The 22,574-nt window shown below is 71.5% G+C and carries 17 protein-coding genes and 1 pseudogene; 9 read left to right on the forward strand and 9 right to left on the reverse strand.

Translation table 11 applies throughout. The annotated features are described in order from the left end of the window. Both ACHFFZ_RS00280 and recD read left to right on the forward strand, forming a co-directional pair. Positions 1 to 2,291, forward strand: a 2,291-nt coding sequence (locus ACHFFZ_RS00280; RefSeq protein ID WP_394274666.1) for a 3'-5' exonuclease, incomplete at its 5' end; no start/stop codon positions are given. Continuing rightward, positions 2,288 to 4,129 carry an exodeoxyribonuclease V subunit alpha gene (gene recD, locus ACHFFZ_RS00285; protein ID WP_394274667.1) on the forward strand — a complete coding sequence of 614 codons (1,842 nt, stop codon included), beginning with the start codon at positions 2,288 to 2,290 and terminating at the stop codon, positions 4,127 to 4,129. The genes ACHFFZ_RS00280 and recD, both read left to right, overlap by 4 nt. A gap of 9 nt (positions 4,130 to 4,138) precedes the next feature. Here recD and nudC read toward each other — a convergent pair whose 3' ends face one another. From nudC to ACHFFZ_RS00300, 3 genes are read right to left on the reverse strand one after another with little or no spacing between them, the layout of a single operon-like run. After that, positions 4,139 to 5,020: an NAD(+) diphosphatase gene (gene nudC / locus ACHFFZ_RS00290; protein WP_394274668.1), complete on the reverse strand. Its 882-nt coding sequence runs from the start codon at positions 5,018 to 5,020 to the stop codon at positions 4,139 to 4,141. Positions 5,021 to 5,041: 21 nt separating this feature from the next. Further along, on the reverse strand, positions 5,042 to 8,323 hold the full coding sequence (locus ACHFFZ_RS00295) for a UvrD-helicase domain-containing protein (protein ID WP_394274669.1): 3,282 nt from the start codon (positions 8,321 to 8,323) through the stop codon (positions 5,042 to 5,044). Then, positions 8,320 to 11,658, reverse strand: coding sequence for an ATP-dependent helicase (locus tag ACHFFZ_RS00300; RefSeq protein ID WP_394274670.1), 3,339 nt, complete (start codon positions 11,656 to 11,658; stop codon positions 8,320 to 8,322). Before ACHFFZ_RS00300 ends, ACHFFZ_RS00295 begins: the two co-directional genes overlap by 4 nt. 182 nt (positions 11,659 to 11,840) lie before the next feature. Between ACHFFZ_RS00300 and ACHFFZ_RS00305 the strand changes: the two genes are divergently transcribed. The 3 genes from ACHFFZ_RS00305 (at position 11,841) to ACHFFZ_RS00315 (ending at position 13,370) form a co-directional block, all read left to right on the forward strand. Further along, positions 11,841 to 12,044 (forward strand): cold-shock protein, encoded by a 204-nt coding sequence (locus ACHFFZ_RS00305; RefSeq protein WP_394274671.1) that lies wholly within the window; start codon positions 11,841 to 11,843, stop codon positions 12,042 to 12,044. Between the two features lie 191 nt (positions 12,045 to 12,235). Continuing rightward, a complete protein-coding gene (locus ACHFFZ_RS00310; protein ID WP_394274672.1) occupies positions 12,236 to 13,135 on the forward strand; it encodes a PP2C family protein-serine/threonine phosphatase in 900 nt (299 codons plus the stop codon). A 10-nt stretch (positions 13,136 to 13,145) separates the two neighbouring features. Continuing rightward, positions 13,146 to 13,370: a DUF3107 domain-containing protein gene (locus ACHFFZ_RS00315; protein ID WP_394274673.1), complete on the forward strand. Its 225-nt coding sequence runs from the start codon at positions 13,146 to 13,148 to the stop codon at positions 13,368 to 13,370. Positions 13,371 to 13,405: 35 nt separating this feature from the next. Here the strand turns inward: ACHFFZ_RS00315 and ACHFFZ_RS00320 are convergent, their stop codons facing one another. Next, positions 13,406 to 14,077 (reverse strand): ferritin-like fold-containing protein, encoded by a 672-nt coding sequence (locus ACHFFZ_RS00320; RefSeq protein ID WP_394274674.1) that lies wholly within the window; start codon positions 14,075 to 14,077, stop codon positions 13,406 to 13,408. Between the two features lie 269 nt (positions 14,078 to 14,346). On the opposite strand from ACHFFZ_RS00320, the gene ACHFFZ_RS00325 reads away from it, so the two are divergent. Then, the gene (locus ACHFFZ_RS00325; RefSeq protein WP_394274682.1) at positions 14,347 to 15,927 is read left to right on the forward strand and encodes a DEAD/DEAH box helicase; all 1,581 of its coding nucleotides are present in this window, start codon (positions 14,347 to 14,349) and stop codon (positions 15,925 to 15,927) included. Between the two features lie 126 nt (positions 15,928 to 16,053). Here the strand turns inward: ACHFFZ_RS00325 and pdxS are convergent. Next, positions 16,054 to 16,871 (reverse strand): annotated as a pseudogene (pdxS, locus tag ACHFFZ_RS00330) (pyridoxal 5'-phosphate synthase lyase subunit PdxS). A gap of 190 nt (positions 16,872 to 17,061) precedes the next feature. On the opposite strand from pdxS, the gene ACHFFZ_RS00335 reads away from it, so the two are divergent. Further along, positions 17,062 to 18,426 (forward strand): PLP-dependent aminotransferase family protein, encoded by a 1,365-nt coding sequence (locus tag ACHFFZ_RS00335; RefSeq protein WP_394274675.1) that lies wholly within the window; start codon positions 17,062 to 17,064, stop codon positions 18,424 to 18,426. Between the two features lie 4 nt (positions 18,427 to 18,430). On the opposite strand, the gene trpS is transcribed toward ACHFFZ_RS00335, so the two are convergent. Then, positions 18,431 to 19,573 carry a tryptophan--tRNA ligase gene (gene trpS / locus ACHFFZ_RS00340; protein ID WP_394274676.1) on the reverse strand — a complete coding sequence of 381 codons (1,143 nt, stop codon included), beginning with the start codon at positions 19,571 to 19,573 and terminating at the stop codon, positions 18,431 to 18,433. Between the two features lie 166 nt (positions 19,574 to 19,739). Continuing rightward, positions 19,740 to 20,591, reverse strand: coding sequence for a PHP domain-containing protein (locus tag ACHFFZ_RS00345; protein ID WP_394274677.1), 852 nt, complete (start codon positions 20,589 to 20,591; stop codon positions 19,740 to 19,742). A 131-nt stretch (positions 20,592 to 20,722) separates the two neighbouring features. Here ACHFFZ_RS00345 and ACHFFZ_RS00350 point away from each other — a divergent pair, with 131 nt between their 5' ends. Further along, entirely contained in the window at positions 20,723 to 21,199 is a 477-nt protein-coding gene (locus tag ACHFFZ_RS00350; protein ID WP_394274678.1) for a DUF2505 domain-containing protein, read from the forward strand. Positions 21,200 to 21,224: 25 nt separating this feature from the next. On the opposite strand, the gene ACHFFZ_RS00355 is transcribed toward ACHFFZ_RS00350, so the two are convergent. Then, positions 21,225 to 21,440, reverse strand: coding sequence for a hypothetical protein (locus ACHFFZ_RS00355; protein ID WP_394274679.1), 216 nt, complete (start codon positions 21,438 to 21,440; stop codon positions 21,225 to 21,227). Positions 21,441 to 21,498: 58 nt separating this feature from the next. Continuing rightward, complete coding sequence (locus tag ACHFFZ_RS00360) at positions 21,499 to 21,990, reverse strand: DUF6912 family protein (protein WP_394274680.1); 492 nt, start codon at positions 21,988 to 21,990, stop codon at positions 21,499 to 21,501. Between the two features lie 77 nt (positions 21,991 to 22,067). Between ACHFFZ_RS00360 and ACHFFZ_RS00365 the strand changes: the two genes are divergently transcribed. Then, on the forward strand, positions 22,068 to 22,559 hold the full coding sequence (locus ACHFFZ_RS00365) for an Rv3235 family protein (RefSeq protein ID WP_394274681.1): 492 nt from the start codon (positions 22,068 to 22,070) through the stop codon (positions 22,557 to 22,559). Positions 22,560 to 22,574: the final 15 nt, after the last annotated feature.

Below are 22,574 nucleotides of genomic sequence, written 5' to 3' on the forward strand. Positions count from 1 at the left end.
TTTGTCCGCGGCAGGCACCGGCGGTGCAGGTGCGCCTGGTGGGCGACGGCACCCGGCCGGCCTCGGGCCGGGCCGCGGCACGGGCTGTCGACCAGGACCTGGCCCGTGAGGTGGTGGGCCTGCTGGAGGACGGCTGGGAACTCGACGACGGCCACGGCTGGCGGCCGCTTCGCCCGAGCGACGTGGCGGTACTGGTGCGCACCAACCGCCGTGGGGAGCAGGTGACCCAGGCCCTCGAGTCCTGCGGGGTCTCGGCCGTCTTCGGCGGTGCCTCCAGCGTGATGGCCTCCGAGGCCGCCACGGCATGGCTGCACCTGCTGCGAGCCCTGGTGCAACCCTCCACCCAGGCGATGAAGCGTGCCGCCCTCGGATGCCTGGTCGGCTGGAGCGAGGCAGACCTGGCCGCTGCCGTCGCCGACGACGGCAGCGCGGCCGCGAACCGCACGCTGTCCGAACTCGCAGTCCAGACCAAGACGCTGGCCCGGGTGCTGTACGAACAGGGCGTCGCCGGAGTCTTCGAGGTGCTGTGCGACCGCACCGAGCTCTACCAGCGCCTGCTGGCACGCCCCGACGGGGAACGCGTGATGACCGACGTGCGCCACCTGTCACAGCTGCTCAACGACCAGGTGGTGCGCCACCAGCTCACCCCGCCAGCCCTGGTGCAATGGCTGGCCGAACGCATCCGCGAGGCCCGTCGCGGCACCGACGACGACCGCACCCGCCGACTGGAGACCGACACCGCCTGCGTCCAGGTGCTGACCGTGCACGCAGCGAAGGGCCTGGAGTTCCCCGTCGTGCTGCTGCCCCAGGCAGCCAGCGAATGGCGTCCGACACCCCGACAGGGCGATGCCACCGTGCTGCACCTGGACGGGCGACGCGTGCTCGACGTCGGGGTCGACGCCGACTGGGCACGCCGGCAGGAGCTACGACTGGCCCAGGAGCAGTCGGAATCGCTGCGCAGCCTCTACGTGGCAGCCACGCGAGCATCCAGCAGGCTGGTCCTGTGGTGGGCCGCCACCACCTCCGAGACCACCACCTCTGCCCTGCACCGGCTCCTCTTCGACCAGCACCGCCCCGGCCAGGAGGTGGCTGGCGAACCAGTGCTGCCCGAGTCGCCTCGCGCGGCGGTCCAGATCCCAGCCAGCCAGATCGAGCTGGTCACCGTCGAGACGCGCCCACACCGTCGCTGGCAGGCGCCCCCACCCCAGCCCACCGACCTGGAGGCCCGCTGCCTGCACCGCACCATCGACACGAGCTGGCGCCGGACGTCCTATTCCGGGCTGACACAGGACCTGCACGACCAGCGCCCCACCTGGGCCGAGGCGGCCGTGCCATCGGAGGCCGACGGGCTGGTCCTCGACGAGCGGGAGTCCGAGACCGCAGGGCTGGTCCCGCAACTGGACGGTCGGCCGAAGGCCACCGGTCCAGGGGTCCTCTCCTCCAGCCTGGCCGCGCTGCCGGGCGGCACCCAGTTCGGCACGCTCGTGCACGCCGTGCTGGAACAGGTCGACACCCTCGCCCCCGACCTGGACGGGGAGCTCCGCGAAAGGGTGCGCCACGAACTGGCCCGGATGCCGATCGACGGGGTGGACGAACACAGCCTCGTCACCGGCCTGGCCGAGGTGCTGCACACCCCCCTCGGTCTGGTCGCCGACGGACTGAGCCTCGCCCAGGTCGCCCCGGCCGACCGGCTCGCCGAGCTCGACTTCGAATTGCCGATGGGACCCCGCGGCACGGTCCGGCCGAACCGGCTGCTCGACGTGGCCCGGGCCCTGCAGGACTCCGAGCTCACCGGTGGAGACGCCTTCGCGGCCCGCTACGGGGCCCACCTGGAGCACAGCGGCGTCCGCGACGCCACGCTGCACGGCTTCCTCACCGGCTCCATCGACGCGGTGCTGCGTACCTGCCCCGATGGCGCTGCAACTGGGGGCACCGACGCCGACCAGCACTTCTGGGTGCTCGACTACAAGACCAACCGCATCCCGGTGCCACCGGGGGCCGAGCTGACCTGCCTGCACTACCACCCCGAGGCGATGGCCGACCTGATGGTGGAGGCCCACTATCCCCTGCAGGCGCTGCTCTACTGCGTGGCCCTGCACCGCTTCCTGGCCTGGCGCCTGCCCGGCTACCGCCCCGAGCGCCACCTGGGCGGCGTCGGCTACCTCTTCGTGCGCGGCATGGCCGGGCCCGAGACCCCGGTGGTCGACGGCATCCCGTGTGGCGTGTTCACCTGGCTGCCGCGCCCCGAGCTCGTGGTGCGGGTCAGCGACCTGATCGGAGGCCAGCGATGACCAGTCCTGCAGCACAGCCACGCCCCGCCGCACCCGGGGCGCAGGTGGTGGTCTCGGCAACCGGCCTGCTGGCCACCTTCAACCAGGCCGGGGTGGTGCTGGGCGCCGACGTGCACGTCGCCCAGACACTCGGACGCCTGTGCCGCGAGGCCGACGAGCAGGTGTTGCTCGCCGTCGCGCTGGCGGTGCGTGCCCTGCGGCTGGGATCGGTGTGCCTGGAGGTCACCGGAACTGCCGAGCGCGTCGCCACCGAGATGCTCGACCCGGCCCTGGACATCGCGGCCAACAGCGACGTGGACGTCGCCAGCCTGCCCTGGCCCGAGCCGGGGGCCTGGCTGGAACGGCTGCGCGCCAGCACCATGGTCGGACAGGGCGCGGACGCCCCGCCGAACCAGCGGCCGGTCCGGTTGGTGGAGGACCTGCTCTACCTCGAACGACACTGGGCCCAGGAGAGCGTGGTGCGCCACGAGCTCGACCAGCGCGGCGCCCATCCAACCCCCAAGGTGGACGACCAGGTGCTGGAGCGGACACTCGACATCCTCTTCCCCGGCACCGGCCTTGCCCCTGGTGAGGCCGACCTGCAGCGCCTCGCGGCGCGGGAGGCCGCGCACAGCTGGACCAGTGTCCTGGCCGGTGGGCCGGGGACCGGCAAGACCACCACGGTCGCCCGCCTGCTGGCGGTCCTGCAGTCCACCAGCACGAGCCCCTTGCGCATCGCCCTGGCCGCACCGTCGGGCAAGGCCGCGGCCCGGTTGGAGGAGGCCGTCACCGAGGCCCTCGACCGGCTGCCCGATGGCATCGACCGGCCGGTCATCGCCCAGGCCTCCACCCTGCACAAGCTGCTGGACGCCCGCGGCGCCGGCCGTGGCTTCGGCCGCACCCGGCACAACCCGCTGCCCCACCAGGTGGTGGTGGTCGACGAGATGAGCATGGTGGCGCTGCCCCTGATGGCGCGCCTGCTGGAGGCGGTGCGTCCCGACACCCGGCTGGTGCTGGTGGGTGACCCGCACCAGTTGACCTCGGTGGATGCTGGCGCGGTGCTCTCCGACCTGGTGACGGCCCGAAGCCCTGGTCGCGGACCGGTCACCGAGCTGACCCACACCTGGCGCTTCGGGGCCGAGATCGCAGCCCTGGCCGAGGCGATCCGCACCGGCCAGGCCGAGACGGCACTGGAGCTGTTGCACACTGGCGGGCAGGTGGAGCTGGTGGCCGCCGATGCCAGCGCGCTGCAGCTTGTCGACCTCCCCGGACTGCGCGCGCAGGCCGTCGCGGCGGGGCGGGCCGTGCATGCCGCAGCCCAGGCCGGTGATGCGGTGACGGCGCTGGATGCGCTGGACGAGCACCGGTTGCTGTGTGCCCACCGGGAGGGACGCTGGGGCGTGGCCCGCTGGGGCCAGCTGGTCGAGGCGGCCCTGCACGAGGAGATCGACGGCTACGGCGATGGTGGCGAGTGGTACGTGGGCCGGCCGCTGCTGGTGACGCGCAACCTGCGCGACCTGGACCTGTCCAATGGCGACGCCGGGATCGTCGTCGCCCATGGCGCCCAGGTGCGGGCGGCGATCGGCGCCGGCGGGCAGCCGCGCCTGCTGTCACCCTTCCTCCTCGATGCCGTGACCAGCCTGCACGCGATGACCGTGCACAAGGCACAGGGCAGCCAGTTCCGGCACGTCACCGTGGTGCTTCCACCGCCCGAGTCGGCCCTGCTCACCCGCGAACTGCTCTACACCGCCGTCACCCGCGCCAGCCAGGGGGTGCGGCTGGTTGGATCGGCGGAGGCCGTCGCGAAGGCCGTGAACAGCCCGGCCCGTCGCGCCTCGGGACTGGCCCGCGGCTGGTGACGGGCCGGATCAGACCGGTCCCAGGCCGCCCTCGGGTGCGGGAAGGGTGCCCTCACGCCAGCGCTGGATGATGCGTCCGGCGATCGATCCCAGCCCGGGCAGGGTCAGGCCGTCGGCCTCGGCCGCGGTGAGGTCCTCGGGCGTGTACCAGCGCGCCCAGGCGATCTCCTGCCCGTCGACACAGACCTCGCCCCGGGCGCGGGCCGAGAAGCCCAGCATCAGCGAGCGGGGATAGGGCCAGGGCTGGCTGGACAGGTAGCGGACCTGGTGCACCTCCAGGCCCGACTCCTCGCGCACCTCCCGCACCACGGCATGCTCCGCGCTCTCCCCCGCCTCCAGGAATCCGGCCAGGATCGAGACCCTGCCCTCGGGCCAGCTCGACTGATGCGCCAGTAGCAGCCGGTCCTGCTCATCGAGCACCCCGACGATCATGGCCGGGTCGGTGCGCGGGAAGACATCACGCCCGCACTGGGTACAGGTGCGGTGGAATCCGCCCGAGGCCATGGTGGTCGGGGCAGCGCACAACTCGCAGTGGTGGGCCCGGTCGTGCCAGGCCAGGACGCCGGCCGCGCTGGCCAGCAGCTCACGAACTCCCTCGCCGAGGCCCTCGTCACGGAGGCTGGCGACGGACACCTCTGCGGGGTGTTCGTCGACCCGTCGCGCGAACCAGGGCTGCCCGTCGAGCAGGCCGAGCAACACGTGGCGCTGCAGCTCCAGCTCCTCGTCGTCGGTCTCCCGTCCTGGCCGGCCGCTGCCGTCGAGCGCGACACACCCCCGGGGGTCGACCTCGAGGACCCGTGCCGACTGCCGCCACAGCTCCTGCATGGCTTCCGGACTGCGGTGGGCGGCAAGCCGGTCGAGCAGCGGCTGCGGATTCCATGCCTCGGTCATGCATCGAGACTAGTGCCGTGGCTACAGTCCGCCCGGTTCCTGTCCCTCGTCCTGCCGCAGCTCGGCTTCGGCGAGCAGGCGCAGTGCCTGTTCGTCGGCGAGCACGGCAGGACGCTCCACCTCGCCACTGAGAACGTGGTAGAAGACCGCGTCGACCCGTTCGAGCGCCACCCCTTGGGCCTGGGCCCAGGCCAGCCGGTAGATGGCCAGCTGGGTGGGGTCGCTGGGCCGGTTGGCCGTCTTCCAGTCCACCACCTGGAAGTCGTGGCCCTCCTCGGTGCTGGCATAGACGGCGTCAATACGTCCGCGCAGCAGGCTCTCCCCCAGGGTCAGCACGAAGGGCACCTCCACCGCGATGGGCTGGCGGCGGGCATAGGGGCCCTGCTCGAAGGCACGGATCAGCCGGTGCAGGGCCAGGTCGGACTCGGCCACCTCCAGCGCAGGCCAGTCCTCGGGATCGACCAGCGTCGCCATCCCGAAGCGCCGCTCGACCCAGTCGTGGAAGCGCGTGCCCAGGGTTGCCGCGGACGAGACCGGCCGGGGCATGGGCCGCACCAGCGCGGTGGCGAAGCCTTCCGGGTCCCGGGTGGCCGCCATCAGGGCGGAGGCCGACAGCGAGGACGGCATCGGGACCTCCACCACCGGTTCGTCCGCCCGCCGCGCCTCGGCCAGCAGATGGTCGATCTCGGCATCCCAGCCGTCCACCTCATCCTGCTCGTCGAGGCTGAGCGCGGGCGCCGGCAGGGGCGTGCCGCGCTGCAGCCGCCCGCGCGCCGCCTCGACGAGTTCCGCGGCGGTGAGCCGTCGCTCGCGCGCCTCGGGATCGGTGTCGACCGGCCAGGCGGCGCTGGTCTCCCGCTCGGCCATCGGGTTCGTCTCGGCAAGGGGAGGTGCCTCGGCCAGCACCTGTCCCTGTGCCTCGGCCTGGTCCATCACGGGCCCCAGGTAGCGCGAGGCCTTGCGCGATCGACTCGTCCCAGGACGCCACTGGTGGGTGCTGGCCACCAGACGTTCCCGGGCCCGGGTCATGGCCACATAGGCGAGCCGGTCCTCGGAACGCACCTGGGCCTGCTTCAGCTCCACCTCGAAGTCCTTGAAGGCGGCATTGCTGGCATCGGCCAGCTGCGGGATCCCGTCCGCGTCACCGCGAAGTTCGGCCGGGATGACGGCGGAGTTCTTCACCCAGTTGTCCCCGACAGTCACCGACGGGAAGACCCCCTCCACCAGTCCGGGCAGGTGCACCACCTCCCACTCCAGACCCTTGGAGCGGTGCACGGTGAGCAGCTTCACCGAGTTCTGCTCGCTGGCGGTGGCCTGGTCCAGCCCGGTGCCGTGCTCCAGTTCGGCCGCGAACCAGGCCAGCAGCCCGCCCAGGCTCGCGTCGGCATCGACGCTGGTGTAGCCGGCAACGGCCTCCAGGAAGGTGGCGAGCTGCGAGCGCCGCCCCGCCGCCGCCAGCTCGCGGGTGGCCTCCAGTTCCACGTCGAGGCCCAGCACCCGAACGACCCGGCGCACCAGCTCGGTGACCGGTTCGGCGGCGTGGCGGCGCAGCTCGGCCAGCTCGGCGTCGAAGGCGGCAAGTCGTTGCCGGGCCTGGGGGCTGAGCGGGGCCTGCCCCGGATCGGCGACCGCGTCGAGCAGGCAGACACGTTCGGTCGGGTCCAGGTCGGCGACGGCCGCGGCGAGGTCGGCCTGCAGGTCCTCTCCCCCGCTCCCGCGGTGCCCTGCGCCGGCCTCGCGCGCCAATTCGGTGGCGCGGCGTCCCAGCACCGCGAGGTCGCGGGGGCCGATCCGCCAGCGAGGTCCGGTGAGCAGGCGCACCGCCTCGGGATTGGCGGTCAGGTCGTGCAGCACCGTCAGGGTGGCGACCACGTCGGCCACCTCGGGCAGGGTCAGCAGGCCACCCAGGCCGACGATCTCGACGGGGACGTCGCGGTCGACCAGGGCGGTGAAGATCGGGCCGATGTCGGCATTGCGGCGCACCAGCACCGCGATCGAGGACCATTGGGGCTGACCTGCGGCATCGGTGCGGGCATGTCCCTCGTCGACGACCTGCTGCGCGAGCCAGTCCACCTCTTCGGGCCAGGTCTCGAAGGCGGCAGCGGCCACCTGCCCGGGCCCCCGACCCTCCGGGGCGCGCAGCTGGACGGCGGCCTGGCCGGACTGCTGCATCAACGGGTCCTCGGCCAGCGGGGCGACGACGGTGTTGGCGGCGTCGAGGATGCTCTGGCCACTGCGGCGGTTGACGGTCAGCGCATAGGCGTCGGCTGGGCCGTCGGTGGCCGGGAAGTGCTCGCGGAACTGCAGGATGTTGCTGGCTGCGGCCCCACGCCAGCCGTAGATGGCCTGGAAGGGGTCGCCGACGGCGGTGACGGCGTGGCCGAGGCCCAAGTCGGGCCGCGGCCCGCTGAACAGGTCCTGCAGCAGCACCGCCTGGGCCGAGGAGGTGTCCTGGTACTCGTCGAGCAGGACGACACGGAACTGCTGGCGCAGGGCCAGCGAGACGGCCGGGACCCGGCTGGCGAGCCGGGCCGCGACCGCCATCTGGTCGGCGAACTCCACCAGGCCAAGTTCGTGCTTGAGGGCGCGGTAGTCCTCCACCAGGCCGAGCACCTCGAGTCGTTCGCGCGCAGTGGCGGCCGCCCTGACCACGTCGGCATAGGGCGCCCCGGTGCGGGTGATGGGTGCCTGGGCGAGGTGCTCGAGGTATTCGCGGGCGTGCTCGCGCACCTGGTCGGGGCTTACCAGGTGTGAGCTGAGCTCCTGGTCGAGCTGCAGCACCTTCTGGGTGACGCTGGCGGGGCGCAGCCGGCTGAGCTCGGCGAAGGGGCCTTCCGCCCGCGCGACCACCCTCGCGGCGATACGGTGCCGGCTGGCGCCGTTGAGCATGGTGGCCTCTCGTTCGACGCCGATGCGCAGGCCGTGCTCGTTGACCAGGCGTGCGGCGAAGGAGTCGTAGGTCATGATGACCTCCTCGCCCTCGTCCTCGGGGGACTCGGGGTCGACGACGCCCGCCTGCAGCAGCGACTGGCGCACCCGCTGGGCCAGCTCATTGGCGGCCTTGCGCGTGAAGGTGAGCCCCAGCACTTCCTGGGGCTGCACCTGCCCGGTGCCGACCAGCCAGACGACGCGCGCCGCCATCACGGTGGTCTTGCCCGATCCGGCGCCGGCGATGATGACCGCCGGCCGCAGAGGCGCGGTGATGGCCTGCAGCTGTTCCTCGGAGAAGGGGATGCCGACGGCCTCGCACAGCTCGTCGGTGCTGTGCAGCACGCGGGCGGGGGCCCGTGGGGGGATGCTCATCGTCCGACCTCCTCGACGGGGCTGGTCGCAGGGCAGCTGGCCGCGAAGGGGCAGTAGCTGCAGCGCTGGCAGGGGGTGGCCCAGAAGCGTTCCTCGCGGATGGTGCGCGCGGCGGTGGCGAGGTCCTCGTGCACCCAGGTGGGGCCGTCGGGTCCGGGCTCGGGCGCCGGGGCTCCTCGTTCGCCGTGCGGCAGCTCGTCGAGTGAGGACTGGCCGACCACCTTGGGGAAGGGGGTCTTGCCGTCCTGCTTGCGCAGGTAGACCAGTTCGGCGCCGCCGACCCGTCGCTCGCCGGGGGCGAGGTGCTCGAAGGCCCCCTCCTGGGCGGCCAGCTGGTAGATGCCCAGCTGGTCCATCCGGTCCACCTCCTTCTGGCTGGGCACGCTGCGTCCTGTCTTGAAGTCGACGATGAACAGCCGTCCCTGCTCGTCGAGTTCCAGCCGGTCGACGCTGCCGTGCAGTTCGACGGTCTCGCCGCCCACCTCGACGGGTACCCGGAAGTCCACCTCGACGCCGAGCACCGTGCGCGAGGCCATCGCCTGCTGCCAGGCGGCGAAGCGCTCCAGTGCGGCCTCTGCCTCCTCTCGTTCTGCCAGCTGCAGCCACTGGGCGTCGAAGGGCAGGTCGGGCCAGACGGCCTCGAGCTGTTCCCGCATCTGTTCGAGGTCGGTGTGCTCAGCCTCCGAGTGCTGTGCCAGCACGTGCACCACCGAGCCGACCGACGCGGCGCTGCCCCGCTGCGCCTCGGCACGGGCCTGACGGGCCAGGAACCACTGGCGCGGGCAGTCGAGCAGGGATTCCACCTGGGAGCCGCTGAGCACGATCGGCTGGCCGTCGGCCACCAGCGGGGCGTCGGGCCGGGAGTAGTCGAGCACCCCCCACCAGCGGCTCGGGTTCGCCTGCGGGACCAGGGGACGTCCGCTGCGGTCGCGGGTCTCGGCGAGCCGGGCCAACCGCTCGGCGGCCGCCTCACGCAGGGCACCGGAGCGCGACGGGTCAGTGGCCACCTGGCGCAGGTGGGCGACCAGGGCGGGCAGGGTGCCCGAGCGGCGTCCGGCGGCGTCGATGTGGTGCACCTGGACGCCGAGGTCGCGCAGGAAACGTGAGGGCTGCGCCCCGTCTGGTTGGTCCGAGGCGACCGCGCTGACCACCAAATGGTCGCTGGCCCGGCTGCAGGCCAGCAGAAAGAGCCGGCGTTCCTCGGCCAGCACCTGGCTGGTGGGGGTGGGGGCCAAGACACCGTCGACCGACAGCCGGTCGGGTTCGAGCAGGCTGCCGCGCCGGGTCAGGTTGGGCCAACTGCCGTCCTGCACCCCGACGACCACCACCAGCGGCCACTGTTCGCCCTTGGCGCGGTGGGCGGTGACCAGGCGGACCCCGCGATCACGCAGCTCGGACTCCCGGTGGGTATCGGCGGGGATGGCCTGGCCGGCCACCTCGGCCACCAGGGCCTGGACTCCCTTCTGCCCCACCATCTGGGACTCACGGGCCGCCAGGTCGAACAGGGCACCGACGGCGTCCAGGTCGCGGTGGGCGCGGGCCGCATCCTCGCCGCCGGCCAGTGCGGTGGCCTCGAGCTGCCCCGGCCAGGAGGTCCCACTCCACAGCTGCCACAGGGCCACCTGCGCACTGCCACCACGAGCCACCACGCCAGCGACCTGGTCCAGCAGCCGTCCCAGTGCGGCGGTCTGCCGCACCTCGGGGGGCAGACGGTCCTCGGAAACCAGGGCAGAGGCTGATCCCGGATCGAGCACCAGGCGGGCCACCAGGGCCGTCGAGGTCGTCGACAGCCCCTCCCCACCGGTTTCGATGCCTGCGGGGTCGTCACCCAAGTCCCTCTCCGATGCCGCTGCGTGGGCTCGCGCATGCTCCCGGGCGCGCAGCATCCGCCCGAGTCGTCGCAGGCCGAGGGCGTCCAAGCCCCCCAGCGGGGAGCGCAACAGCTCCACCAGGACCTCGTCCTCGGGTCTCTGGCCGTTGACCAGGCTCGCAGCGGTCTCCAGGGCCTGCAGGAGAGGACGCACCGCCAGCTCGGAGGCCAGGGCGATCTCGTCACCCGCCACCTCGACCGGGATCCCGGCCGAATCCAGGCCGCGGGCCAGCACCGGCAGGTCACCTCGACCCGAGCGGGTCATCACGGCCATCTGGGACCAGTCCAGCCCCTGCCGGCGGGCCTGCCGCAGGATGTCGGCGGTGTGTTCGACCAATGCCGTGGTGTCCTCGTGCGTGGTGACGTGCACCGCTCCCCGGACGGCCGATGGCAGGGGACGGGGATGGTCAGGTGCCCCGTTGCGGGGCAGCTTCGCGGCCACCAGCGCAGCCGCTCGTGAGACCTCGACCGAGCAGCGGTGGTCGTTCGACAGCTCGATCCGCTCCGTGGCCACACCCGGTCGGGTGAAGAATGCCTGGAAATTCACCACGGATCTCAGTTCGGCGCCGCGGAAGGCGAAGACCGCGGTGCTCGGGTCGGCGAAGGCGACCACGTCGAGGCCAAGGCCGGCCAGGTCGGCCAGCAGGGAGACCTGGGAACGGTCGCATTCGGCGAACTCGTCGACGTGCACGCTGGCGAGCTCACCGGCCAGCGCCTCTCGGACCCCTGGTTCGAGCAGCAGCAGGCGTGTCCGGTGCACCAGTTCGGCATAGTCCATGGCACCCTCGGCATCCAGCACGTCTAGGTAGTCGTCGAAGAATCCTCCGACGGCCTGCCACTCGGGCCGGCCTGCACGACGGCCGGCCTCGCTGACCTCGGCAGGGTCCATCGCCAGCTGCCGGGCCCGGGCCAGCACCGCGCGCATCTCGGTGGCGAAGGCCCGCGTCCCGGCAGCCTCGACGAGGTCCTGCGGCCAGCGGCTGGTGTCGTGCCCGGCCAGCAGCTCACGGACCCGGAACTCCTGCTCCGGGGCGGTGAGCAGTCGCAGGCCGTCCCCGCCCTGGCCCGTCGGGCCCGCCGCTGCGAAGCGACGCACCAGGGCATGGCAGAAGCCGTGCACCGTCATCACCTTGGGGGCCACCTGGGTGCGTCCCACGGCCCGCACCAAGCGGGAGCGCAGTTCCTGTGCCGCCGGACGCGACCAGGTGAGCACCAGGTGCGCTGTCAGGTCGCCATCGGCGGCTCGCGCCACCACGTCGGCCACCAGCAGGCTGGTCTTGCCGGTGCCGGGCCCGCCCACCACCAACAGGGCCGACCCCTGGCCGGGCTGGCCTCGATGCGCCAGGACCCGTTCCTGCTGGGCATCGGGGACGAAGGACTCCGCCGGTTGCGGCCGCGGCGGGCCCAGCACGAAATGTCGGGGCTGCCCCGTGGCGTGACCGTGTCCGGCATGGGAATCCTGCATGGTCACCATGCAACCAGAGCCCACTGACAGTTTGGTCACGCGACGCGGGCCCGGGGCCTGGCCTGCCCCGCCCCCACCCACGGCAATTCATCGACCCCGGCTTTCGTCATGACCCTCGCTGTGACAGGCTTGCCCAAGGGACCGAGGTGCGGTCCCACGCAAGTTGAGTGGGGAGAACAGTCATGGCAACTGGAACCGTCAAGTGGTTCAATGCCGAGAAGGGCTTTGGCTTCATCGCCGTCGATGGGGGCCAGGAGGATGTCTTCGTGCACTACAGCGCCATCGAGTCGTCGGGCTTCCGCTCGCTCGACGAGGGCCAGGCCGTCGAGTTCGACATCGTCCAGGGACCGAAGGGCCAGCAGGCCGACCACGTCCGTCCGCTCTAGCGGCCAGCGGCTTCGGTCTCCAGAGGAGGCGGGAGCCGCTCGGGACCACCTGGTGATCCATCACCGGGAACGGGGTCCTTCAGGCGACGCCGCCTGAAGGGCCCCGTCACCTGTTCCGGAGCTGCCCGTGCCGGGGGGGGGGGGGAGCCGCACGACTGGCGCGCGCCGGTGGCTCATGGTGAGATTCAGCCATGAGCGACCACACCTCAGGCCACGGCGGCATGTCCGCGACCGGGAGTGACGGCCGAGGGGTCGACATCCTGCCCGCCAGCAGCGAAGCACGCGACCACTACACCCTGGCCCCGTTGCCGTGGCTGGCCGGCTGCAGTGACGTGGGCCAGCGCCACGAAACAAATCAGGACGCCCTCGCCCTGGCCGGGCGGGGGCGGGTCGCAGACCAGGTGGCCGTCATGGTCGTCAGCGACGGGGTGTCCACCTCGCTCGGCTCGGAGCGTTCCAGCTCGATCGCCGCCGAGGTCGTCTCGACCACCCTGGTGGCGATGCTGCGGTCGTTGCCTGCCTCACCCGAACAGATCCAGGCGACCCTCACCGATTCCTTCCTGGCGGCCAATGACGCCGTCATGTCCAGTAGCGGCAATGAGCTCCTGCCGGGATCGTGCACCCTCGTGGCCGCCGTGGTGGCAGACGGACTGGTGAGCGTCGGCAATGTCGGGGACTGCCGGGCCTACTGGATCGGTGACGACCAGGAGGTCCGCCTGCTCAGCGTCGACGACTCCGTCGCGCAGGCCCGCATGGAGCTGGGCATGAGCCGCGAGGAGGCAGAACACGGCTTCCAGGCCCACGCCATCACGCGCTGGATCGGGCCAGACTCCTCCGACGTGACGCCCCGCATGGTGCAGCACCGCCCATCGGGATCCGGTTGGCTCGTGGTGTGCAGCGACGGGCTGTGGAACTACGCCTCCGAGCCGGAGCTGATGCGTCCCCTGGTGCAGGAGGTCGCGGCACGCGCCGACGGCGACGCGGCCCAGGCCGTGGAGCTGCTGGTGCGCTGGGCCAACGAGCAGGGCGGACGCGACAACATCACCGTCGCCCTGGCCCGTGTGGAGCAGGTGCTTGCCACCGACGGGTAGGTTGGGGCCCGTGGAGATCAAGATTGGTGTGAAGAACATCCAGCGCGAGGTCAGCATTGACGCCGAGACGACGGCCGAGGACGTGGAACAGCAGTTGCGTTCCGCCTTGGCCGACAATGGCGTGCTGTCCCTCGTCGACGAGAAGGGCCGACGCGTGATCGTGCCGGCCGCACAGATCGGCTACCTCGACCTCGGTCAGGAACACAGCCGACCGGTGGGTTTCGGCCGCCTCTGAGCGACCGCCCCCCACCTCACCGAACAGGACTGGCCTCACTGGACCAGGCCGAGCTGCTCCATCCGCAGCGCATGGGCACTGGCCAGTCGGGTCATCAACTCGCTGATCGCAGCAAGGTCGTCGCCTTCAGCCCCCGTCAGCCCGGTCAACAGGCCGGTCAGCTGCGGGTGGCGGGAGGCGACGCTCTGCGCCTGGCTCAGGGCCTCGCCCAGCAGGCGCCTGCCGTAGAGGGCCAGCCGCCCCACCTGGTCGGGGTCCTCGGCGATGGCGGCGGCGAGCATCCTGCCCGGCTCGGCAGCCAGGTCGGCGTCGTCGATGGAACCCACCAGGATGGTGCGCAGCTCGGGGCCGAGCTGGTCACCGACGATGGCGGCGAAGTCACTGACCAGGCCGCCAATGACGCACAGCTTCACCATGGCCTCGGCCGCCGAGCGGGGTTCGCTGTGCTGGTTGAAGGCATTGACCGGCCCGACGAAGGGCGCCATCGCCTGCTCCAGGCTGCTGCCCCGGGCCACCAGCTCACGCTCCAGGCGGTCGAGGTGGCTGAAGCGCTGGCCCGCGATGCGGGCCAGAACCAGCTTGTCGCCCAGCTGGGCGGCCGTTGCCGAGGCGGCGGCGGTGCGCTCGAAGGCGGCCAGGGAGCCATAGGCCACCAGTCCCAGGAACTCGGTCTCTGCGGCAGCGGGGGTCTCTCGATGGGTGCTCACGCGCCCAAGGCTAGCCGTCCAGACCTGCCCGGCGGGGAACACATGCCACGTGTCAAGGCCATGACGGGTAGTCTTGGGGCAACTGCGCATCTGGCGTGGTGGCAGTTCGAGCCCCGAGCCTGGTGCGACGAACCCCGGGACAACGGTCCCGGTGGGCGTCCGCGCCGCCGGAACAGGCCAGCTGCCGACGACCGCCGGTCTGACGATCGGCTCCCAGAAAGTCATGAACGGTGAACAACTTCAACACTGACGCAGAGCGCGTCGATGCCCTGGGTGGCGACGACGTCGTCTCCTCCACCCCCACCCCCGACGTGCAGACCACGTGGGACGACCTGGGCGTGATGCCCGAGGTCCAACAGGCGCTGGAGGCCCAGGGCATCACCCATCCCTTCCCCATCCAGACGCTGGCCATCCCGATCGCGGTGGCCGGCACCGACCTGATGGGGCAGGCCCGCACCGGCACCGGCAAGACGCTGGCCTTCGGCATCTCGATCCTGCAGCGCAGCCTGCTGGAGGGCGACGAGGGCTATGACGAGCTGGCGATGCCCCCGGGCAAGCCGCAGGCGCTCGTGCTCTGCCCCACCCGCGAGCTGGCCCTGCAGGTCTCCAAGGACCTCCAGGTGGCCTCCACCATCCGCAAGGTGCGCGTGCTGACCGTCTACGGCGGTGTGGGCTATGACGAGCAGCTGCAGGCCCTCGAGAAGGGCGTCGACGTGGTCGTCGGCACCCCCGGCCGCATCAAGGACCTGGCCGACCGAGGCAGCCTCGACCTGGGCTGGCTGCGCATGCTGGTGCTCGACGAGGCCGACGAGATGCTCGACCTGGGCTTCCTGCCCGACGTGGAGCGGCTGATCGCCATGGCCCCGCCGGAGCGCCAGATGCTGATGTTCTCGGCCACAATGCCCGCCGCCATCGTCGGACTGGCCCGGGCGCACATGCACCGCCCGATCAATGTGCGCGCCGAGGGCCACGACGCCAAGGCGACGGTCCCGGACACCACCCAGTTCGTCTACCAGTCGCACAACCTGGACAAGCCCGAGATCATCGCGCGCGTCCTGCAGTCGGTCGATGTGGACAAGGTGATGGTTTTCTGCCGCACCAAGCGCGCCGCCCAGCGCCTGGCCGACGACCTGGAGGACCGCGGCTTCGCGGCGGCCAGCATCCACGGCGACCTGAACCAGGCCATGCGCGAGAAGGCCCTCAAGCGCTTCCGTGCTGGCGAGGTGAAGGTCCTGGTGGCCACCGATGTTGCGGCCCGCGGCATCGACGTCACCGGCGTCAGCCACGTGATCAACAACGAGTGCCCCGAGGACGCCAAGACCTACGTGCACCGCATCGGCCGCACCGGCCGCGCCGGGCACAAGGGCGTCGCCATCACCTTGGTGGACTGGGCCGACATCGTGCGCTGGAAGACCATCAACAAGGCCCTCGAGCTGGACTTCGACGACCCGGTCGAGACCTACTCCACCAGCCCCCACCTGTACACCGACCTCGACATCCCCGAGGGCACCAAGGGCAAGCTGCCCGGCGCACAGCCCAAGGACCGGCCCCATCGCGAGGACGACCGTGGCGGGCGCGGTGGTCATGACGGTGGCCGCGGGGGTCGCGACGGCGGCCGTGAGCGTCCCCGCGAGGAGCGCAAGGAGCGACCGGCACGCAGCCGTCGCCGCCTGAAGAACGGCGAGCCGCTGGGCGAGGGCGCTGCCAGCACCCCCGCTGCCACCATCGCGGATGCCGCCGCGTCCTCGACGCCGGACGGTCAGGCCAACGGCGGCGAGCGCAAGCCCCGCCGCCGTCGCCGCAGCCGTGGTGGCCGTGGCTCCGGCGAGGCCGCCAGCTCGGAGGGCTGATCCTCCGCAGGCCCAGGCGACGCTCGATCCCCCGCACGCACGGGGGGCCGGGCGTCGTCCATTCCTGGCCCGCGGTCCGCCCCACCAGCCCCGTTCTCACCAGCCCCGTTGTCACCAGCCCCGTTGTCACCAGCCTCGTTCGGCCAGCCGGTGTGGGGCGGGCAGGTCGGCGACGTTGAGCCCCACCATCGCTCCCCCCAGGCCGCGCGAGACCCGTGCAATGACGCCCGGGTCCTGGAAGTGGGCGGTGGCTTGCACGATGGCCTTGGCGCGGCGCTCGGGATTGCCGGACTTGAAGATGCCCGAACCCACGAAGACGCCGTCGGCCCCCAGCTGCATCATCATCGCGGCATCGGCTGGGGTGGCGATGCCACCAGCGACGAAGGTCACCACGGGCAGCCTGCCCTGCTCGGCGACCTGCTTGACCAGCGGGTAGGGCGCCTGGAGCTCCTTGGCGGCCACGTAGAGCTCGTCCTCGCTCCGGGCGGCGAGCTGGCCGATCTCGGCCTTGATGGTGCGCAGGTGGCGCATCGCCTCGCTGACGTCGCCGGTTCCGGCCTCCCCCTTGGAGCGGAGCATCGCGGCGCCCTCGGTGATGCGCCGCAGCGCCTCGCCCAGGTTCGTCGCACCACAGACGAAGGGTCCCGGAAGGCGCGCTTGTCGATGTGGTTGGTGTAGTCGGCCGGAGAGAGCACATCCGACTCGTCGATGAAGTCGACGCCCAGCTCCTGCAGCACCTGGGCCTCGACGAAGTGCCCGATCCGGGCCTTGGCCATCACCGGGATCGAGACCTCCTCGATGATGCCGTCGACAAGGTCGGGATCGCTCATCCGCGCCACCCCTCCCTGTGCCCGGATGTCGGCGGGGACTCGCTCGAGCGCCATCACGGCGACCGCACCGGCCTGTTCGGCGATGCGGGCCTGCTCGGGGGTGACGACGTCCATGATGACGCCGCCGGCGAGCCTCTGGGTGAGGTCCTGGCGCTGGGTGTCGCGCTGCTGTCGGTCGTCCTTCGGCTGGGTGAGGGTCACGGGTTCTCCTCCTGGCTGGTTGGTCCCAGCCATCGTCTCGAGCCGACCGGACCAGCGCCAGTGCCATTTGGCGCCGATCTGACTGGACCAATTGACTGGTGCCATGGATGAACCGCTGGAGGTCCTCACCGTCCCGCCGCTGGACCGCAACACAGCCACTCCCCTGGTGGAACAGCTGGTACGACGGGTGCGGCACGCCATCGCCGAGGGTCGGATCGTCGCCGGGGAACGACTGCCATCCAGCCGGTCCCTGGCGACGGCGCTGCATGTCTCGCGGGGCACGGTCCTGGCCGCCTGTGACCAGCTCGTCGCCGAGGGGCACCTGGTGGCCCGACCCGGCTCAGGCATCATGGTCCATCCTGATTCCACGCCCACCCGCCTGCCGCCCCCGCTGGCCCGGCACCGGCGCGCCCTACCCGCCCGTCCGATGCTCGACCTCACCCCCGACGTTGAGACGGCCCGTCCCCTCGCCGACCCCGGCTGGCGACGAGCCCTGCGCGAGGCTGCCAGCCCACCCTCGCGCCCCGCCTGGGAGGTCGATCCCCAGGGCCAGCCGAAGCTGCTCCTGGCCATCGCCGAGCACCTGCGCCAGACCCGCGGCATGCAGCCCGACATCGACCGGATGGTCGTCACCGCAGGTGCCCGCGACGCCCTCGCGTTGGTCACGCAGGCGCTGCGCCATCGGCTGGGACGGCCCGTGCAGTGCGTCGTGGAGCGTCCCGGCTTCCCCGGCCTGCGCCGGGCCCTGCCGGGGCTTGGGGTCCAGCTCACCGAGACCGGCTCCCCCGACCTGGCACTGGTGACCCCCAACCATCAGTTCCCCGGCGGCACCAGTCTGGGCGCGGTGGACAGGACGCGGCTGATCGAGCGGGCCACCCAACAGGGCTTCCTGCTGCTGGAGGACGACTACGACTCCCAGTTCCGCCATCTCGGAGCGCCGCTGCCGTCGATCTGGCAGCTTGCCGACGAGCAGGTGGTGCACCTGGGCACCTTCGCCGGGGTGATGGGGCGCGACGTGGGCACCGGCTATGTACTGCTGCCCTCGAGCCTGGCGCCGGACGTGCTGGCAGTGCGCAGCACGATGGGCGCCCCGGTGGCGCCGCTGCTGCAGCGGGCGTTGGCCCAGCACCTGGGCGACGGCTCCCTGCGCCGACGGCTGGCACGTGGCCGGCGACGCCTGCAGGCCTGCCAGGAGGTGGCGCAGGAGGCCGTCTCGTCCCTGCCCGCGCTGACAGGGATGCACGACTCGGGGCACATCCTGGTGCTCGGCTGTGACCAGGCCAGGGCCGTGCAGGTGCAGGCCCGCTGCCGAGCCCGCGGCCTCGGGATCGGTCTGCTGTCCGACGGATGGGACCAGGACCCGGCTGCCCACGGGCTGGTGCTCTCCTATGGCGACTGCTGCCCCGACGAGCTTGGCCGGGCGCTGGCCGTTCTGGCCGACTGCCTGGCCCGGGAGACCGGGCAGTGAGAACTCAGTACTTCATCTCCATGGCCCGACGCACCTCGTCCAGGGTCTGCTCGGCCATCTCGTTGGCACGCTCATTGCCCTTGCGCAGGACCTCACGCAGGTGGTCGGGGTTGGCCGCCAGTTCGGCGCGACGTGCCCGGATGGGGGCGAAGTGCTCGTTGATCGCCTCGGTGACCAGCTTCTTCAGGCCGCCGCCACCGGCCTCGCCCAGCTCGTCGGCGATCTGCACCGGATCGCCGCCGGTGGCCAGGGAGGCCAGCAGCACCAGGTTGCTCACCTCGGGGCGGTTGGCCGGGTCATAGGTGATGTGGCGCTCGGAGTCGGTCTTGGCCCGTTTGATGAGCTTGGCGGTCTCGTCGGCGCTCATGCCGATCTCGATGGTGTTGCCCTTGGACTTGCTCATCTTGGTGCCGTCCAGGCCCAGGATCATCGGGGCCGGGCTCATCAGGGCTTCGGCCTGCGGGAAGACCGGGGCCTTCGGGTCCACGCGGCCATAACGCTCGTCGAAGCGGCGGGCGATGACGCGGGTGATCTCGATGTGCGGCAGCTGGTCCTTGCCCACCGGCACCAGGTTGGCCTTGCAGAACAGGATGTCGGCAGCCTGGTGCACCGGGAAGGTGAGCATCAGCCCACTCATCGGACGGTTCGGGTTGTTGGCCATCTCGTCCTTCACCGTCGGGTTGCGGTGCAGTTCGGGGACGGTGACCAGGCTGAGGAAGGGCAGCAGCAGCTGGTTCAGGGCGGTGACGGCCGAGTGGGTGAAGATCGTGGAGCGCTGCGGGTCGATGCCGCAGGCCAGGTAGTCGGCCATGCCGTCGAGGACATTGGACTGCAGGCTGCCGACCCCGTCGCGGTCGTAGATCACCTGGTAGTCGGCGACCACCAGCATGGTCTGGACGCCCAGGTCCTGCAGGCGCACGCGGTTGCTGATCGAGCCGAAGTAGTGGCCGATGTGCAGCTTGCCGGTGGGGCGGTCGCCGGTGAGGATGCGGAAGCGTCCGGGATTGGTGCGGATCTCGGCCTCGATCTGGTCGCTGCGCTCCTGGGAGCGCAGCAGCGAGGCGTCGCTGATCTCGTCCGAGACCTGGTCCTCGGGTGCGACGTCCAGGGGGTGGGTCTCGGTTGGGTTGGTGGCGTCCTTGCTCATGGCTTCCTCTCGATCGTGGCCGTGCGGCCGACCCCGGACATGCCAAGGGGCCGCCCGCAGGCGGCCCCTTGCTGTGATCTGTTGGTTGATCAACGCGTGTGACGGCCGCTGGGCAGCCGCCACCAGTTGCTCGGGTTGGTCAACATGTGCCCAGCCTATCGCAGGCTCAGGCGTGCCCTCCGCGCAGCCGGATCCGTCGCTGCATCTCGCGCAGCGCCGTGTCACGGGTGTTCTCGCAGCCCAGCTCGTTGTTGCGCTTGCCCAGGCCGTGGTAGTCCGATGATCCGGTGCGGATCAGTCCCAGGCGGCCTCCCAGGGCGAAGAGCAGCTCACGGGCCCGCTCGTCGTGGTCGGGATGGTCCACCTCGATGCCGTCGAGGCTGTGTTCGCGCACCAGGCGCTCGATGACGGCGGAGGTGAGGACCTTCTCGTTGCCGCGTCCCCAGGGGTGTGCGAGCACGGCGATGCCGTGGGCGTCGTGGATCAGGTCGATGGCGGCACCGAGCTCGCAGGCATAGCGCGGGACGTAGCCGGGCATGTCCTCGCGCAGCCACTTGTCGAAGGCCTCGTCGCGGTGCTCCACATAGCCCTTGGCCACCATCGCATCGGCGACGTGCGGGCGGCCGATCGACGGGGAGGCGCCGGCGGCGGTGATGATGTCGTCCACGCCCAGAGGCATACCCAGTTCAGTCATCCGCTCGGCGAAGGCCTTGAGGCGACCGGTGCGGGCCACGCGGATCTTGGCGAGCTCGGCCACCAGCGGGCGGTGGAAGGGGTCGCACCCGTAGCCGAGCAGGTGCACCGAGCGGCCGTCGAGCTGGGTGGACATCTCGATGCCGGAGATGACCTTCACGCCGATGCGCTTGCCGGCCTCGATGGCCTCGGGGATGCCGTCGAAGGTGTCATGGTCGGTCAGTGCGATGACGTCCAGACCCACCTCCTGCGCCTTGAGGACCAGACGGGTCGGCGTGTCGGTGCCGTCGGAGACAACTGAATGGGTGTGGAGATCGATCCGCATGGTCCAATCATGCCCGAGCTGGAGGGACTGTGCCACGGTCGGCGCGCGATCCGTGCCACCCGGCGAGCCGCACCCGGGCGCCACGCACGAGCGGGCGGCGCGGCCGGGGCTGGCACGGCATGATGGAGGGCATGCAGATCTCCTCCCGCCTCGACTTCGAGGCCGACCCGAAGACCGTCTACGAGATGATGACCGACAAGGGCTGGCTCACCGAGCTGGTCAGCCGCACCGGCGCCACCAGCCACACCATCGACGTCGCCGGCCCCACCACCCGCATCGACATGGCACTGCCGGCCCCGAGCGAGGTGTCAAAGTTCGTCGGGAGCGTGCTGAACCTGCAGCAGGTCGTCGAGTGGGGACCGGCTGCTGCCGACGGTTCCCGCGAGGGCACCCTGTCGATCACGGTGCCGGGCCTGCCGGTGACCATGGACGGTCGCGCCCAGATGCGCCCCGGTGGCCGTGGCACCGTGGTCGACTACTCGGGCGACTTCCAGGTGCGCATCCCGGTGATGGGCAAGAAGATCGAGCAGCAGGCCTCGCCCTATGTGAAGCAGGCCATCGACGCCCAGCAGGAGGCCGGGGACGACTGGATCGCCACCCGCGGCTGAGTCCTGCCCGGCGGGTGCCGGGGTCTCAGTCGGTCTCGACGAAGGCCTCGGTGCCCACCACCTGCTGCACCTCGTCCTTGCCCGCCGGGGTGCACACGACGTAGTCGAGCTCTTCGTCGTCGTCCTCGCCGGCGAACCGCTCCTTGATCAGCGCGACCTCGTGACCGGCGGCGTCCAGCGCCTCGGCGGCCGCGATGGCTTGGTCCTCGTCATCGAAGTGGATCCTGGAAACCATGGTCATGTCCTCCTGTGTGGGGTCGGCCTGGGTGGGGTCGGCCTGGGTTGGTCCGTCGGACCAGTCAGGCCCGGTCCAGTGTGGCGAGTTCCTCGACCGAGTGCCACAGCAGGCCGCTGCCCTGCACCAGGGCCTGCACCTGCTCGGTCTCCCAGGCCTGGTCCAGGCCCAGTCCGCGGCAGGCCTGGCGCGCCTGCTCCACCAGGTCGTCGCCGCCCTGGTCGGTGAAGAAGCTGGTGACCGCCCTGCGGGGCAGCCGGGTCACGCGCACTCCCCCGTTCTCGGCCTCCTCGCCCTCGGCGAGCAGTGCCTCGGGCAGCTCTGCGGCCAGCACCAGCCGGCGGCCGTGGCGGGCCAGGCCCCAGACCGAGGCGATCACCAGGCAGGCGAACTCGGCATCCTCGCCCTGGGTCTTGTGGTGCCGTGCATCGTCGATGCCGAAGGCCTCCCGCAGCCGGGCATTGGCCGTGAAGCCTTGCACGTCCTCCGGCTCGACGCTCTGCCACAGGCCGCGGGCCTGATCGACGTCGACGGGGACCATGACCAGTACGTTCATGGCACCAATCTAGCGAGTTGTCCACAGATCTCGTGGAGGTACTTCCCCCGCGCCCGGGCGGGGCGCAGGCTGTGGTCATGCCCATCACCACGATGACCCTCGACGGACTGCAGGTGCGCGTCGGCAGTCCCGGCCGGTGCACGGCGGACTGTGCACCACCGCAGGACCAGCCTTCGCTCCCGCCCAGCCCACAGGAGGATGCCGCACAGCAGACCGGGCCGTGCGACGACACAGACGCGCGCGTCCAGCAACTGGCCGGGGCGGTGGCCACGACGCTGCTGGAGGTGCTGGCGCGACGCCGTGCTGTCGAGCAGGTGCAGTACCTGGTGGACGAGCCCAGCCTGCGGATGCTGCTGGCCTGGCGTCGCCAGACACTGTGGCAGCAGACTCGACTGCACAGGGTCCGGGCCTGTGCGGTGGGAGACGGAGTGGTCGAGGCGGCGCTGGTGCTCCAGGGCCCTGCTGGGCACTTCGGTGCCATGCTGCGCCTGGCAAGCACCGGGCGGCGCTGGCAGGTGGAGCTCTTCGACGTGATCCTGCCGGACGGCGCGATGGCGCGGGCCGCCTGAGCGGTCCCGCGAGGT

It is taken from the genome of Luteococcus sp. (assembly GCF_043424415.1).
Lineage (GTDB): Bacteria > Actinomycetota > Actinomycetes > Propionibacteriales > Propionibacteriaceae > Luteococcus.